Here is a 14,488-nt window from a genome sequence, read left to right on the forward strand (position 1 = left end):
CATGCACGGGTCCAGCGGTCTGCGACATCTGGTCGACCGGCACCCCGACGTCACCCCGGAGCGGCTGATCGCCCAACTCACCCCGCCGCCCACCTTCGCCGACGTCAGCTTCGACACCTACCTGCCGGATCCGGCCGAGCCGTCGCAGGCCCAGGCCGTGCAGTCGTGTCTGAGGTTCTGCGCGCAGGCCGTCGAGCGGCGGGCCGGCAAGAAGAAGATGTTCGGCCGTCGCGAGGTGCTGTCCGGGGTCGGGCTCTATCTCGACGGCGGGTTCGGCGTCGGCAAAACGCACCTGCTGGCGTCGTCGTACTACCGGGTGCCCGGACCGAAGGCGTTCGCCACGTTCGGCGAATTGACGCAATTGGCAGGGGTTTTCGGGTTCAGCGAATGTATCGACCTGCTGGCCGACTACGTGGTGGTGTGCATCGACGAGTTCGAGCTGGACGACCCGGGCAACACCACGCTGATCTCGCGGCTGCTGTCGGCGCTCGTCGAACGCGGGGTCTCGGTGGCGGCCACCTCCAACACCCTGCCCGAGCAACTCGGTGAGGGCCGGTTCGCCGCCCAGGACTTCCTGCGCGAGATCAACACGCTCGCAGCAATTTTCGACACCGTGCGTATCGACGGGCCCGACTACCGGCACCGCGGTCTGCCGCCCGCGCCTGAGCCGCTCACCGACGACGAGGTGGCACGGCAGGCCGCGCAGGTTCCCGGTGCGACGCTCGATGAGTTCGACGCGCTGTGCGCGCATCTGGCCACCATGCACCCGTCGCGCTATCTGGCGCTGATCGAGGATGTGGCCGCGGTGTTCATCACCGGGGTGCATCCGATCGACGACCAGAACGTCGCGCTGCGGCTGGTGTCGTTGACCGACCGGCTCTACGACGCCGGCGTTCCGGTGGTCGCCTCGGGCGCCAAGCTCGACACCATCTTCAGCGACGACATGCTCGCCGGCGGCTTCCGCAAGAAGTATCTGCGCGCGACGTCACGGCTGCTGGCGCTATCCCGCGCTCTGTGATGCCGAACGTGGGTTACCCACACGCTGTTCACGCTCCAGGTGTGCAACAACCCCACACTCGGCGGCGTTGGAGCAGGCGCACCATCACGTAGTCGTCCTCGACGTCGCTGCCCAGCTGAAACGTCTTGGTGCCGCGGACACTGAACCCGTGTTTGGCGTAAAACCGCTGCGCGCGTTGGTTTTGCTGGTTGACGCCGAGCCACACGCAGGCGGCACCGTGTTCGGCGGCGGTGTCCAATGCGGCGGTCATCAGCGCCGCGGAGACGCCCGCACCGTGGCTGTCGGCCAGCACGTACATCTTCGACACCTCGACGGCGGGACGCCGCGTGACCGCGCGCTGCACGTCATCGTTGTCGGGCACACCGCGAATCAGCATGGCATAGCCCAGGATTCGGCCATCCACCCGTGCCACCAGCACGTCGCGATCGGGATCAGCCAGGTATTCGCCGAACCGACTCTGCGAGAGGTTCTCGGCGATGAACGCGGCGATGTCCTGCGGTGACGCCGACGGGGGACAGGCCAGCGGAAACGTCCGGGCCGCCACGTCGGCGAGGTCGACAAGATCGGCTTCGGTAGCCGCCGCGACGTCAATACCCAATCGTCAGGACACGTTCCACTGCGCCAGGTGCTGACCGGTGACCCTGTCGATGAGCACCACGTTGGAGATCAGGTCGCGGTAGCAGTCCCACCACACGCCGCCGCTGACCGTCGATCCCGCGGGCGCGTTGTTCAATGCGCGCTGCAACGAATCCGGCGCGTCGGTGTTGCGCGGTTCGTAGGCGTCACCCGTCGGCGTGACGCCGCGGAACTGGTAGGTGATGGCCTGGGCGTAGGGCGTGGGCACTGCGATGGGGTGCACGCTGATCTGGCCGCGCCAGACCTCGTGGCGCGGCGGGCGCGGCGGATAGCCGAAGCCGGGCGGAACCGGTGAGGGCGCGATGCTGTGCACGGTGATATCGGCGACCAGGCCCTTGAAGTCCACCCGCAGCGTCTCGCCGATCCGCCCGATAGGCGTCGTCGCGGCGGAGGCGGGGGCCGCCACGACGGCGGCGGCAGCCGACAGTGCTGCGATGAGGACCACGAACCAGCGACGCATGGCGGAAATGATTGCACAAACTGAAACGTGTTACAGCCGCTTCTCCGGTGCGGGCGGTGCGTCAGCCTTGGGCGAACTGGTCCAGCGCGGCGGCGAGGTCGGCCTCGAAGCGGTCACGGTCGACGCCCAGACCGTGCAGGACGCCGTCGCCGTCCTCGGCTTCCAACAGCGCCAGCAGGATGTGCTCGGTGCCAATATAGTTGTGCCCCAACCGAAGTGCTTGGCGGAAGGTCAGTTCGAGCGCCTTCTTGGCGGCACTGTTGAACGGGGTGAGCGCGGGCACGTCACCCTCCTCGGTGCGCGGCGGAAGTTCGACGGCCTGGTTGACGGTATCGGCGTTCACTCCTTGGCCGGCGAGCAGCTTGACCGCCAGGCCTTCGGGGTCGGCGAACAGGCCGAGCAACAGGTGGCCGGGAGTGATCTCGGTGTTGCCGGCCTCCTGCGCCTTGTTCTGCGCGACCACCATGACGTTGCGCGCTCGCGGGGTGAACCGGTTGAAGCCGTCGTTGGGGTCCAGCGCGTCGGCCTTGGGCACGAAGCGCTTCTGGGCGGCCTGCTTGGTGACGCCCATGCACTTGCCGATGTCGGTCCAGGAGGCCCCTGACCTGCGGGCCTGGTCGACGAAGTGGCCGATCAGGTGGTCGGCGATATCGCCGAGGGCTTCGGCGGCCAGCACGGCGTCGGTGAGTTGGTCGAGGGGCTCGCTGTGCACCTCTTTGATGACGTCGATGAGGTCGTCGAGGCGGACGGGGTTGCGGATCTTGGCCGGCTGCGTCATGCGTCAACTCTAGGTTGACGCCACCGCCTTCGTCAACTTGAGGTTGACGGCTACGTCCTGCGAAAACGCGGAGTCGTTTTGCTCGCGCCGTGGTGGGTATTCGACGCGCCGTTATGGGAAACAGGGTTAAAGGTCCGAGCACGCAGTCGGCGCTGCTCCGACGCGCGATCAGCTTCATTCACGAGAACGCCGACCATGACATCACACTCAACGATATTGCCGCCGCCGTCAACGTCACCCCGCGCTCGGTGCAGTACACCTTCCGGCGCCACATGGACACCACGCCGTTGGAATACCTACGCCGCGTGAGGCTTTGCCGCGCGCACCGCGAGTTGCGCAACGCCGACCCGTCCGTCGACACGGTGATGGCCATCGCCGGCCGGTGGGGATTCGCTCACGCGGGTCGGTTCAGCAGCCTCTACAAGCAGACGTTCGGGCAGCCGCCGAGTCGGACGCTGCGGGAAGCCTGAGCGTTATCTCGGGAAGAACCCGGCGCGGGTGAAGAAGCCGGGTTGCCAACCTTCGGGGCCCCGGCACAGCAGGGGACGCCCGTCGGGCGCCTGGGCGGCGGACTGCGGCTTCGGACACGGTGAGCCGATTTCCTGGACGCCGTAGAGCTGGTAGGCGGCCACCCAGAACCCGGTGTAGACCGGCGGCCACTGGTTTTCGATCCAGCGGCATTGCAGCACCTCGCCGCCGGGGCCGCGGCCGAACGTGAAGCGCTCCATGTTGGTGCAGGGCCCGGCCAGGTGGGCGTCGTAGCTCATGCCCGGGACGTCGGAGGCGTAGCGGCCTGGGCTGTCGTGATACATCAGGTCGTCGTCGGCGGATGCGGCGGGAGCCGTGGTGACGGCCAGGCCGGCGACCGCCACGGCGGCGAGGAATTCGCGAATCATCTCCACCCTTACGTTGTTCCGCCCGGTTGATCTAGACAGAGACTAGTAGGTGAGAGCGCGTTCGACGGGTGCTTTGTCGGTTGTCACGGCCGCGCTTGACGGACCGTCAGCGGGACGTCGATGCGCTCGTGTCGTCCGTCGATCCGGAACCGGTACGTGTGGTAGCCGCCGCCGGGAACGATGGGCAACACCAGCGAGGGCATGCACATGAACTTCATCGGCGCCTCGACGGTGAAGTCCGACCTGTGCGACTGCAGACGTTGTTCGTTGGGCCCGTCGGCGTCGATGATCAGCGAAAAGCTTTCGCCGATATTGTCGGCGTCGACGTCGCAGAGCACCACGACGTCGCACTGGAATGCGGTGGCGTTGGGCGCGACAGTGGTGCTCGCCCAGAAGCCGCCTTCGAGGTTGAGCATGCCGTCGACGACCTCGACGCGATTGGCGAAAAATGCCGCGGTCAGGCGCATGGGCTCAACCTACTGGATCGGGCGCTGCAGCCGGGTTGGCGGGCGTGTCAGCGTTCACACGCGACGCCGTCGTTGTCGCCGTCGAGGCCGGAACGGTAGCCGGGCTGGCCGGCGAGGATGGGTGCCGCGCCGGCCGCGCGCGCCGCGGCGCAATTGGGGTAGTAGACCGAGCCCGACGACGACGGCGGTTCGTAGAACGACTGCGGCGGTGCGGCGGCGGGCGCGGTGTCGGCCGGGGAGGTGGCGCCGTTGCAGGGCGGGCCCCACAGGCCGCGGTGGGCGTCGCGGGCTTCGCGTTCGGCGGCGACGATCGCGTCGTGGCGGCTGACGGGCCGGCCGCCGTAGACGTAGCTGCGCGCGGTGCCGGCGCGGGCGGCCTCGACGGCGTAGTCGAAGCCGTCGGCGCGCACGAGGTAGGCCAGGGTGCGGCCGTAGCGGTCGGTGCGGTCCTGGGTCGGGTCGGTCACCAGCGCGACACGCTGGCCGAGCATGGTCGACCTGGCGAACTCGGTGGCTTCTGGCCCCCAGCACTCGACGGGGGAGTTGGGCTTCTTGGTTTCCGGGGTGTCGATGCCGAGGATGCGGACGCGCAGACGGCCGCGAACCTCGTCGCGGATGTCGATGGTGTCGCCGTCGACGACGCGCAGCACGACAGCGGTGGCGTCGACGGGTTCGGCGTGGATGGCCGGCGGTGGCGGGGTCAAGAGCGTCATCGCCGCCGCGGCGATGACGGCGGCGAGGCGGTAGATCACGGTGCCCATGAGGCCAAGCTAGCCAGGGTTTCGAAGATTGGTGGCCAACAGCGGCAAAGGAGTGTCAGCGCCGGACATAACCGGGTGTGATGCATGTCACGCTAGGTGCTGAACAGCGCCGATAGGGCATCACGAAGTCGCTTAGCACGGCGAAGTGGTTTCGCTGCCCGGCCTAGGGGCAACAAGCAGGCTCGCAGGATGAGTCAGCCCGGAGAGCCCGGACGTCAGCCCCGACTAGAGAAACCTGGTCTGCAGCGCCTGGCGACGAGCCGGGATATCACACCGAGGAGATAAGAAATGAAGAAGCCATTAGTTGTTGGAGCCACCACGTTGACTCTGCTGTTCGGCGGAGCCGGTGTCGCGACTGCGACGACGTACGAAGCGCCGGCGACGACCACCACCACGGTCGCGCAGCAGACCCAGGACGACGACGACAGCGGCGACAACGGCCTGTGGGGACTGTTGGGTCTGCTGGGCCTGGCCGGTCTGATCGGTCTCAAGCGGCGCAAGGATGCCGACTACCCCGCCACCCGTGGCGGCGGCACGGTCAACAACCCGCGCGCTTAAGCATTCGCTTGACGAAGAGTTCCCCGCCGGAGCGGCGGGGAACTCTTTGTTTTTCAACTGTCAGTTCTCGCGCGGACGGTGGCGCAGATCGGTTCCGCGGCGACCGTGGTGAACGGGGTGACGATCGGGAAATCCGGGCTCACGGAGCGGATTTCGGTGCCCCGAATGATGGTGGCGAGCGCGAGGGTGGCTTCGAGCATGGCGAAGTGGTCGCCGATGCAGGAGCGCGGTCCCGCCCCGAAAGGCAGGTACTGCCAGCGGTCGCGGACCTTGGAGTTCCGCGGGCTGAAGCGGTCGGGGTCGAACTCCAACGGGTGCTGCCACAGCGCGGGATCGCGGTGCAGGGCGTAGATGCCCACCACGACCATGGTGCCGGCCTCGACGCGATAGCCGTCGACTCCGATGTCCTGCATGGCCATTCGGGCGGTCGCCGCACCCGGCGGGCACAGCCGCAACGCTTCGTGTAGCACCTGAACGGTGTAGCCAAGGGCGGGTACGTCGTCGGTTGTCAGTGCGCGTTCGCCCAGCGCGAGAGCTTCGGCGCGCACCTTGTCCTGCATGTCGGGGTGGCGGCCCAGCGCCCAGATGGCGTAGGTCAGCGTGGTGGCGGTGGTGTCATGGCCGGCCAACATGAAGACGATGAGTTCGTCACGGATCTCGTTGTCGGACAGTGCTTGCCCGGTGACGGGATCGCGGGCTGCGATCAGCGCGTGCACCAGTGGTGCGTCGCGGGTCGGATCGGCGCGGCACGCCTGAAGGATGTCGTCGGCGAGCTCGTGCAGTGTGGTGCTGGCGGCGCGTGCCCGTTGGCGTGCACGGGTCGGCAGCCAACGCGGGGCGTTGAATGGCCGAACCGCCCGATCCGCAATGTATTCGAGCGCCACTTGCAGCGAGTCAGCGATCGCCTGCGAGTGCGTATCCAGATCGACCCCGAGCACTGAGCGGCCCAGCGCCCGCAGCGTCAGCTTGCGGCATTCGATATCGAGGTTCACCTCGGTGCCGTCGACCCAGCTGTCGGCGACAGTCTGCGCGGCTTCGGCCATGTGTCCGGCGAACGCACGGACGTGCTGTTTGGTGAAGATCGGCTGTAATGCGCGTCGACGCGGTAGCCACGGCTCATGGGTGAGGTCAAAGAGATTCGGGCCGAGCACGTGGCGCATTTCTGAATGCACACGCGTCTTTTCGAGGTGTCCGCCACCTCGGCCGAGAACGTCGCGGGCACCTTGGGCCGAGGTGACGACGACTACCGTCGGCATAAGCCACTTAGGCGCCAGATTGACTCGTGTCACCGGTCCGCCCGCGTCACGCAACGTCTCCATTCCGCTGTGAAACGTCCTGACGGCCTTCAGCTGTTGCCGGTAGGGCAGGGGGTTCTTTGGTGCCAGGGGTAGTGTGCGCAGATCGGCTCGTTCGACGATTTCGACCATGGTCGGCTCCCTCGATGCATGCGAGTAGTGGCCTGGTCGAGGGTGCTGCCGCGGATGCGGTGGGCCTAGCGTAGTCGACTACTCGACCTTCTTCGGCCCTGGTCAGATACCGATTGAGCTGCGGCTTTACGCAATACGGTGACGGTGTTTGGCGTGATCAGCAGCGGGCGCGGTCGCGGTTCGTTGGTTCCTCGCGACGGAGCGAACGCCTGCGACGGCCAAACGCGTACGCACCCAGTGGGCGTGCAAGGATGACGCTTATGACTGTCGTTCTGGTACACGGTAATCCAGAAACCGAGGCGATCTGGGGCCCGCTCATCGAGGCCATGGGACGCGAGGATGTTGTGTGTCTGTCGCCGCCTGGTTTCGGTGCGCCGTTACCCGCCGGCTTCTCGGCGACCTACCTTGCCTACCGTGACTGGCTCGAAGAGGAGTTGTCGCGCATTGGCGAGCCGGTCGACCTAGTCGGACATGATTGGGGCGGTGGCCATGTGGTCAACGTGGTGATGCATCGACCGGAGCTGGTGCGCAGCTGGGCGAGCGACGTCGTCGGGCTGTTCGACCCCGACTACGTGTGGCACGACCTGGCCCAGGTGTGGCAGACGCCCGTCGAGGGCGAGAAGCTCGTGGACGAGTTGCTCGGCGGCACTGACCAAGACAGAGCCGAACGGATGGCCGCACTCGGCATACCTATGGATATCGCGCTGAAGATCGCCCCGGCTCAGGGTCCGGAGATGGGTCAAGCGATCCTGCGGCTCTATCGCTCGGCTCGTCAACCCGCGATGGCCGAGGCCGGTCGCGACCTGGAGAACGCGGCGGCAAAACCCGGCCTTTCGCTGTTAGCCACTGAAGACCCGTACATCGGCTCAGACGACAACCGGCGCTGGGCGGCGGATCGAGCGGGAGCCCGCACCGAAGTGCTCGAGGGGTTGGGCCACTGGTGGATGGTGCAGGATCCGGCCCGCGGCGCCGCGGTTCTCACACGTTTCTGGGAGTCACTCGGCTAGCGCGTACGTCGTGATGCCGGTGTGGGCGCGAGCTGAACAGCGCCGTTCAGTCCGCTGGCCGGGGCGGCTACCTTTCGCAGCCCACGCCGTCGTCGTCCCGGTCGAGATGCGGTCCGTAGAAGTCAGAGTCAGACGGGATGTTGTAGGCGCCGTCTTCAGCGGCTGCAGAGCAGTTGGCGTAGGGCTCTGCACCGGCGCCTGGCGCAAACCCAACCGCGACAGCAGCGGCAAGCAACCCGGCGGCGAAGAACGCACGAAACATCTTTACTCCAAACGATCTTGAACTGGTAGAACGTGACTTCATCCAAAGGTAGGGCGTGCCGGTCTCGAAGGAATCCGGGGTTTCCCTATGATTAGGACAGAGTCCTCAGCAACGGCTAGGTCCGTGAGGCTTCGCGACGAGGTAAGGCCAGGAGCATGCTTGCCAGTCGGTGTTAGTACTCTCGTGCTTGCTGAATTTGATTCTTGATTTCTCGGTAAGCCTGAACTCGCGCCATCACTTTGTCTGCAGCTGAATCCGCTGTCGTGGCGTTCGGCGCTGCTTCGATTCCATAAAGCAAGCCGCTCAACTTCGCGTGCAGCTCCGCCCGTTGTTCGGCGGTTTTAGCGTCCCTACGCTCATCGTGCAGCGATTTGTCGATCAGGCGCGCCTCCGTTGCGCACTTCCCAAGTAGCTCAACGCGTTCGACCCCAGCTAGTTCCAGGGTGGCGATGGTGGTCTTTGCGTCTGCGAGGATCCTACGATCGTCAGCGCCGGGCTTATCCAGAGCGGACAACTTGTCAGCAACTTTGCGAAGGGCGTGTGCTTTCTGGAAGTTGTCAGTTATTTGTTGGATGTCGGCGGTGAAGTCGATATCGCCGAGCCATCCGGTGCGAGCGGCTTCGGATGCACCGACCTGTTTTATAGCAGCGAGTGCAGATTCCACCAGCGCGGCATTTTCCGCGCCCAGCGACTCGATGCGCTGTCGCTTCTCCCGACGGGCTTTTTCTTCGCGTTCGCGTTTGGCGGCTGCTGCTCGGGCTGCCCGCTCCGCGCGTTCTCGTGCCTCTTTCGCTGCGAGGCGCCTGTCATTTGCAGCTAATGCCCAGGTGACAAAACCAATAATCGCCGCGCCCCCCGCGATCACGCCGAGCGCGATCCAAATCTCTTTCGGAATCAACGCGATGAGTACGAAGATGAAGATGATCACAGCGACGATAGCCTTAGCGATGTCGTCGGAATCTTTGCTACTCATTTCTGGGCTTTTCTAGTCGAACTACACCGCACGCAGATTGGTGCAGCATGGCCATTGAGACCAGAGCGGAAAGCATCGTTGGCGTCGCACGTGTCTGTGCGCATGGGGCCGCCGACGATTCGAGGCGTAGTCGCAGAAGCCATCGTCGAGCATGTCCGACGATGGACGACTCCCTCATGTGCGATCCTCGATGTCGATCCGAATCACACCGAACTTAATAGCAGTGTTGTGGCCATGCTAGCTCCGGACCACTGGTGTTGACGAACACACCTGCCAGCAGGGACTCACTAATTGGACGACCCTGATGATTAGCACTCTCCAACTGGACGCGTCGGTGGGAACCAAGGGCAAAGAGCGCGTATTCGACGGTGTCCGGCGTCTGCTCCCAGAGCGGATCCGTCACCCAACTCTCTGCCAAGGTGAGATAGCGCATGTAATCGGTCTCGCGCACAGTCCCTTTCGACGGGACGGTTCCCGGCGCGACGATGTGCAGCGCCGCACGGACACGTTCATCAAGCACTAAGGGGCGGGGCCGATGGGCCGTGGTAAACCCGGCAAAGTAGAGCAGCTTGGTGCCAAAGGACATGTTCAGCCCTCTGATCTTGTGAGTGCGGAGCAGCGTTCGCCAGCCGGCGGCCGCCCCGTCACTGCGGGTCGCCTCCACGATTGCTGCGATCTTGTCTGCGGCACCGTCCTGCGCCAGCACGGCGTTGGTGCGTGTTGGGCCGTAACCATTAGGGCCGAATCCCCACGCCATGGCCATAAGGAACAGCTCAACCGGGTCGCCGTGTGCTCGACCGTGGATAAAACCGCGAGCGATGCCGCCCGTAGCCTCGGAATGCGCACTCAGATCATTAAAGGCGCCCTGGTGCCTCGCAAAAGTCGCTAGCCATCGACTTGGTTTCCACTTGACGCGCTGGGCATCAACGTCATGTGCTCGGTACCGGCGGACCGACTCCGGGACCTTACTTACAAGACATATCCCCTTCTCGAAACCGCCTCGCTGCGCGGCCTTTTGCTGTGCAGCCAACGCGAGCTCTTCATGGCCGATTTCGTGATACTTCATTAGCGCTGACACAACTTCGTTTACGTCGGCAAGTTTCTCGGTCACAGCCGCGCGATTACCAACTGCGGCAGCGGCTTCGGCTGTCTCTTCTTGCAGCTTCGCCAATAGAGCAACCTCTAGTGCGCTGCCTACCAAGTAACGAGATTCGACATGCCGGCCTGACTTGCGGATGATGTCGGGAATCAAGTCGCGTACAAGCTTGTGGTCGGTCACCTAGACGGCCTCCATTCCGCACGTGCGTGCTCGGTTGCACGCGTCTGAACCGCCGCGCACGTCGGCTGCTCGGCGCCCGGCGGTTTCGCGAACCATCATCGAGCTAGCCGTTTGGTTCCGAAGACGTAGCTGTCCTGTGGGCAGCCTTCTCTGCTGCCCGCATCGACTCGCTGGCGTGATACTGCTCGGCCTCGGCTGATTCGGTGAATTCGAGTAGGTTGCCAGCTATTTCGACCAATGCGTTCTTGACCTCGGCCGGTGTGGCGTAAAAGTACTCACGCCGTAGATTTACCCTATTGACCCGGTTGTGTGAGAAGCGTTGATGGAGTTTCGTTTCAACACCGACCGCGTCTTCTGAGAAGAACAGGGCGTGCACGTCGAACCCAAAAGGCACTGATGCGTCACCGAGCTCACGCACGCGCTCGAACGGCTCAAGTCGTCTCGTCATTCCGATTTTCACAATTTTCGGCCCGAACGATCCGAGGTTGCTTATAACGTAGACGTAGCCCGCCCGTATGTTCGCGGCGCGATAGTCATTCGCGGCGATGCTCTGGTCGATCGTCGCTATCTTGTCGGCCAGTTCTGTTCGCTCATCTTCGTTTTCGTCTCCTGCTAAGGCTTGCAGGACGTTCATGTAATGCGTCCGCTCCTTCTCAAGACGGTCGCGCTCGGCTTTCAGTTCCCGCTGAGCTTTCTCTTCCTCCCGGAGGCGGGCACGCTCCTCCCGCGCGGCCTCGCGCTCTTCTTGGACCTTCATCTGATAGTCAGCAGTCAGCTCAAGCTCTCGCAGTCGAAGTGCGTGATATTCAGGGTTTATGTGCATCTCCATCATCGACGCATATCGCGCAATGGATGCTGCGGCACCGGCCAGGCGTTTCTCCGCAGCGCGGAGGTTGCCGGCCTTAACGTAGCGGAGACAGTTCTCCGCTTCAGCGTTGTACGCTCGCAGCATCAGCTTTGAAAGGTCGGCAGTCATTTTGCGCCCTTTGGCAAGTGAGTTGTCGAACGTGAAGCGTGTTGATGCTTCGATCGCGCGGCCGTCTGTGATGAACGCCTTGACGTCGGCTTTGATCGAGGCGAGTGCGTCCTGATACTCGACGGCGTTCTCTAACGGATGCCGATAATTATAGATACCGATGTCATGCATCGCTTCTACATCGCGCTTCAAGGCCTCGATTTCGGCTAGCGCATCTTCGAATTGCTCCCGCAACGACAGGCCAGCGGGCCCGGGATCCGCCATTGACCCATTGCTGAACTCGGGCTGAACCATCACCGAATCCCGCGAGCAGTGCTGATCGGCTTAAGCGCGAAGGCATTCTTGGATACCTGAGAGCGCATGTGCGCCAGTGTTTGCGCTGGATCTACGTTCCGCAAATCGAATTGCGAAAATTCCTCGCGGTCCGCCGCGGCCGCGATCAATGGGAAGGTTTCGGGCAGCCCGGTTGCGGGATTTAGCGTTTCTGTTACGACCTTCAACGAAACGGTTTGAATACGCCCGTCGCGATCGCTCTCGAACACTTCATGAAACGTGCGAATCGCTACCGCGGCAACAGCACCGTTATACCGCTCCCTCTGTTCCTTTTGGCTGCAGGGTATCTCGCGTGTTTCATCAGATGATGCAACATACTTGTACGCCTTCACTGCCGGTGCTTCCGACGGCGGGAGGACGTCGACCATAATGTCCAGTTCTTTCAGTTCAGCGTCGAATTCCCACTCGTAGCCGACGTCGAACGCCTGAGGGTATGCAGAGTTGCTCAGGACAAGCCCAACGTATTCGTTGATTGCTTCTGGATCGCTTGCAGCGAGCGCTGTCTTCAAGGCTTCAAGCTTCTCGTTTGCCTCTGCTACTTCGCGCTCCCGCTCTGCGCACTCTGTTTCATATTGGGCAACAGCCGCGGCGAGTTGTTCCGCGCGGCGCTCATCAGCGGCCGCGTGTTTTTCTACGAGCTCCGCATTCTTGGTCGGTAACACCTCCTGCACATAGTGCGCCCACCGCCGGTGTTCTTCAGTCCATGCGGCGTGGGCCTGGGCGTGCAGTTCTGCATGCCTCCCGCTCTTGAACAGCTTGGACAGACCAGTGGGCGCCGGGGGGGCGACGAACGTCGGTTCAGGCGGCGGTGATTCCAGTCTGGGTGGCGGAAGCGTCTTCTTCAGGTCTTCTCGGGGGAAAGGAGGATGGACAGCGACCTGCTTGAGGGAGTCGATGTCAACGTAGTCATCGACCTCAAGCGTGGCGGCGAGGATGGAATCGATTTGTTCGAGTACATCGACAGCCTCCGCGGTCTTTACTTCAGCGGTCGCCGCCTTCAGCGCCTTCTCCGCGCGTATTGATTCTGCAGTAAGGCGCGCCTGACGGCGCTCGGCCGCGGCGACCTCACGCTCATACGCGCGTTGTGCCCGCTCTTGCTCACGAATGGCTCGGTTATAGGCCTGGACAGCGGCGGCGTGTTCGCGACGTTGCCGCTGCTCAGCCAATCGCTGCTGATGTTGAAGTTCCGCAAAAAACCCACGCCGTGTCCCCACAAATCGGATGTTATCGGCGAACGGTGCATGATAGTGGCGTGTTTAGGCCTGCACCGAGCGTCTAGTGGGTTATGCGGACGGGCGGCGTGGCGACACAAATCTTGAGCCGCCCTCATCGAGGCAGCATGATTGCTGACGGTGAAGCATCAGGCTGAATCGCGCGCCACGACGTGTGCTACCCGAGCGATTAAGGATATCCAGACGCCGAAACACAGCCCTTTTGGGCGCTACCACAACGACAGCGACAGGATGGACGTCAAACCCCTCAAGCATCATGCTGCGCGAGCCACGCTTGCGTGTACCGACCCACCCGCAGGGCTTCCACTCGGACACGGATAACGGCGGGAACCTGAGCAACTGCGGACACGCCGACTGCGACTGTACGGAGTTCGATGAGGATGTGTGAGCTGTAGCGCAGCTGAACTGCACAAACGCTGGTGCGCGATACTGGGATTGAACCAGTGACCTCTTCCGTGTCAGGGAAGCGCTCTCCCGCTGAGCTAATCGCGCCAGAACCTACATTGAGGTGGAGACGGGAATCGAACCCGTGTGCACGGCTTTGCAGGCCGTTGCCTCACCACTCGGCCACTCCACCGCTGGGCTTTGATGCCACTGCACCTTCGAGCGGATGACGGGATTCGAACCCGCGACCCTCACCTTGGCAAGGTGATGCGCTACCAACTGCGCTACATCCGCGCGCCACGAACGACACGTCGCCCGTCGCGAAGCACGACCTTAGTCGACGCAAGCGTACCTGCACAAATCCCGAGATGCCGTCGTCGCGTCGGCACTCGGGTCATCCACCAGCCTAGCCGTTCTACGTCGCGCCGAGCCGAGAAACGCTGCCCCGTACCGCCATCCCCGATCGTCGCGCCGGCGCCCGAGCGCTGCAGAATCCACCCCGAATACCCGCCATCAAAACAGCTCCGCCAATTCGGGTCGGTAGCCTCGAACGTGCTAGTCTTCGACGTCGTTCGGCCGTAGAGTCGAGCATCCCGGTCTCGTAGCTCAGCGGGAGAGCGTCCGCCTCACACGCGGAAGGTCACTGGTTCGATCCCAGTCGGGACCACCAGGTCAGAGGGTGTTTTCAGAATCCGGTGTTATGCCGGTGTTATCCCGTAGAACTTCTCCCGTAGCCACCGTCCGCAGAGCCTCGGCAAGCGCGGTCGCCTCGGCGGGCGTCAGGTAGTCGGTGGGGTCGAGTCCGGTGATGCGCACCAGGTGCTCGGCGTCGGCCCCGATGGCGGTGTTGTCGCCGATGAACTCCGCGACGTCGATGCTGGCGTTGGGTGATCGGCGGGTGATCGTGATGTTCGTCATAGCTGGCAGACTACGCGCCCGAAAGCCGTTGGTCCACAACGCTTTTCATTTCCGGTTTTCGGAATCTTGTTCCGGATACCGGAGACGCGCCGCCGGGCACGGGCACTTGTCGGTCGGATAGTC

17 protein-coding genes and 4 tRNA genes are annotated in these 14,488 nt (G+C 63.7%); 5 read left to right on the forward strand and 16 right to left on the reverse strand.

Going from position 1 to position 14,488, the window contains the following annotated elements; translation table 11 throughout:
• The first annotated feature begins 1 nt into the window (after position 1).
• Positions 2-1,018: a cell division protein ZapE gene (gene zapE, locus ABQE93_RS20770; protein ID WP_448410141.1), complete on the forward strand. Its 1,017-nt coding sequence runs from the start codon at positions 2-4 to the stop codon at positions 1,016-1,018.
• A gap of 28 nt (positions 1,019-1,046) precedes the next feature.
• Here the strand turns inward: zapE and ABQE93_RS20775 are convergent, their stop codons facing one another.
• The 3 genes from ABQE93_RS20775 to ABQE93_RS20785 all read right to left on the reverse strand — a co-directional run bounded on the left by ABQE93_RS20775 (position 1,047) and on the right by ABQE93_RS20785 (position 2,892).
• Positions 1,047-1,616 (reverse strand): GNAT family N-acetyltransferase, encoded by a 570-nt coding sequence (locus tag ABQE93_RS20775; RefSeq protein WP_448410143.1) that lies wholly within the window; start codon positions 1,614-1,616, stop codon positions 1,047-1,049.
• A gap of 3 nt (positions 1,617-1,619) precedes the next feature.
• Positions 1,620-2,114 (reverse strand): hypothetical protein, encoded by a 495-nt coding sequence (locus ABQE93_RS20780; RefSeq protein WP_448410145.1) that lies wholly within the window; start codon positions 2,112-2,114, stop codon positions 1,620-1,622.
• Between the two features lie 61 nt (positions 2,115-2,175).
• Positions 2,176-2,892, reverse strand: a complete 717-nt coding sequence (locus ABQE93_RS20785; protein ID WP_448410146.1) for a Clp protease N-terminal domain-containing protein — start codon at positions 2,890-2,892, stop codon at positions 2,176-2,178.
• A 113-nt stretch (positions 2,893-3,005) separates the two neighbouring features.
• On the opposite strand from ABQE93_RS20785, the gene ABQE93_RS20790 reads away from it, so the two are divergent.
• Positions 3,006-3,362 carry a helix-turn-helix transcriptional regulator gene (locus tag ABQE93_RS20790; RefSeq protein ID WP_448410149.1) on the forward strand — a complete coding sequence of 119 codons (357 nt, stop codon included), beginning with the start codon at positions 3,006-3,008 and terminating at the stop codon, positions 3,360-3,362.
• Positions 3,363-3,365: 3 nt separating this feature from the next.
• On the opposite strand, the gene ABQE93_RS20795 is transcribed toward ABQE93_RS20790, so the two are convergent.
• The 3 genes from ABQE93_RS20795 to ABQE93_RS20805 all read right to left on the reverse strand — a co-directional run bounded on the left by ABQE93_RS20795 (position 3,366) and on the right by ABQE93_RS20805 (position 5,016).
• Positions 3,366-3,788, reverse strand: a complete 423-nt coding sequence (locus ABQE93_RS20795) for a hypothetical protein (protein WP_448410150.1) — start codon at positions 3,786-3,788, stop codon at positions 3,366-3,368.
• An 83-nt stretch (positions 3,789-3,871) separates the two neighbouring features.
• Positions 3,872-4,255 (reverse strand): hypothetical protein, encoded by a 384-nt coding sequence (locus tag ABQE93_RS20800; RefSeq protein WP_448410152.1) that lies wholly within the window; start codon positions 4,253-4,255, stop codon positions 3,872-3,874.
• A gap of 47 nt (positions 4,256-4,302) precedes the next feature.
• The gene (locus tag ABQE93_RS20805; RefSeq protein WP_448410153.1) at positions 4,303-5,016 is read right to left on the reverse strand and encodes a thermonuclease family protein; all 714 of its coding nucleotides are present in this window, start codon (positions 5,014-5,016) and stop codon (positions 4,303-4,305) included.
• A 288-nt stretch (positions 5,017-5,304) separates the two neighbouring features.
• On the opposite strand from ABQE93_RS20805, the gene ABQE93_RS20810 reads away from it, so the two are divergent.
• Complete coding sequence (locus ABQE93_RS20810; RefSeq protein WP_448410154.1) at positions 5,305-5,574, forward strand: WGxxGxxG family protein; 270 nt, start codon at positions 5,305-5,307, stop codon at positions 5,572-5,574.
• A gap of 53 nt (positions 5,575-5,627) precedes the next feature.
• On the opposite strand, the gene ABQE93_RS20815 is transcribed toward ABQE93_RS20810, so the two are convergent.
• Entirely contained in the window at positions 5,628-7,001 is a 1,374-nt protein-coding gene (locus ABQE93_RS20815; protein ID WP_448410155.1) for a cytochrome P450, read from the reverse strand.
• A 260-nt stretch (positions 7,002-7,261) separates the two neighbouring features.
• On the opposite strand from ABQE93_RS20815, the gene ABQE93_RS20820 reads away from it, so the two are divergent.
• On the forward strand, positions 7,262-8,008 hold the full coding sequence (locus ABQE93_RS20820) for an alpha/beta fold hydrolase (protein WP_448410157.1): 747 nt from the start codon (positions 7,262-7,264) through the stop codon (positions 8,006-8,008).
• 67 nt (positions 8,009-8,075) lie between these two features.
• Here the strand turns inward: ABQE93_RS20820 and ABQE93_RS20825 are convergent, their stop codons facing one another.
• The 8 genes from ABQE93_RS20825 to ABQE93_RS20860 all read right to left on the reverse strand — a co-directional run bounded on the left by ABQE93_RS20825 (position 8,076) and on the right by ABQE93_RS20860 (position 13,741).
• Complete coding sequence (locus tag ABQE93_RS20825; RefSeq protein ID WP_448412454.1) at positions 8,076-8,270, reverse strand: excalibur calcium-binding domain-containing protein; 195 nt, start codon at positions 8,268-8,270, stop codon at positions 8,076-8,078.
• A gap of 172 nt (positions 8,271-8,442) precedes the next feature.
• Positions 8,443-9,243 carry a hypothetical protein gene (locus ABQE93_RS20830; protein ID WP_448410160.1) on the reverse strand — a complete coding sequence of 267 codons (801 nt, stop codon included), beginning with the start codon at positions 9,241-9,243 and terminating at the stop codon, positions 8,443-8,445.
• 214 nt (positions 9,244-9,457) lie between these two features.
• The gene (locus ABQE93_RS20835; RefSeq protein WP_448410162.1) at positions 9,458-10,522 is read right to left on the reverse strand and encodes an 8-oxoguanine DNA glycosylase OGG fold protein; all 1,065 of its coding nucleotides are present in this window, start codon (positions 10,520-10,522) and stop codon (positions 9,458-9,460) included.
• 103 nt (positions 10,523-10,625) lie between these two features.
• Complete coding sequence (locus ABQE93_RS20840; protein ID WP_448410163.1) at positions 10,626-11,792, reverse strand: SNIPE associated domain-containing protein; 1,167 nt, start codon at positions 11,790-11,792, stop codon at positions 10,626-10,628.
• Positions 11,792-13,045 carry a hypothetical protein gene (locus ABQE93_RS20845; RefSeq protein WP_448410164.1) on the reverse strand — a complete coding sequence of 418 codons (1,254 nt, stop codon included), beginning with the start codon at positions 13,043-13,045 and terminating at the stop codon, positions 11,792-11,794. Before ABQE93_RS20845 ends, ABQE93_RS20840 begins: the two co-directional genes overlap by 1 nt.
• A gap of 435 nt (positions 13,046-13,480) precedes the next feature.
• Positions 13,481-13,555, reverse strand: a tRNA-Val gene (locus ABQE93_RS20850).
• A gap of 14 nt (positions 13,556-13,569) precedes the next feature.
• Positions 13,570-13,640: transfer RNA gene (locus ABQE93_RS20855), tRNA-Cys, on the reverse strand.
• Positions 13,641-13,668: 28 nt separating this feature from the next.
• Positions 13,669-13,741 (reverse strand) — tRNA-Gly (locus ABQE93_RS20860).
• A gap of 301 nt (positions 13,742-14,042) precedes the next feature.
• Here ABQE93_RS20860 and ABQE93_RS20865 point away from each other — a divergent pair.
• Positions 14,043-14,117: transfer RNA gene (locus ABQE93_RS20865), tRNA-Val, on the forward strand.
• 2 nt (positions 14,118-14,119) lie between these two features.
• Here the strand turns inward: ABQE93_RS20865 and ABQE93_RS20870 are convergent.
• Entirely contained in the window at positions 14,120-14,365 is a 246-nt protein-coding gene (locus tag ABQE93_RS20870; protein WP_448410166.1) for a hypothetical protein, read from the reverse strand.
• Between the last annotated feature and the right edge of the window lie 123 nt (positions 14,366-14,488).

This window comes from Mycolicibacterium sp. XJ662, assembly GCF_053484035.1.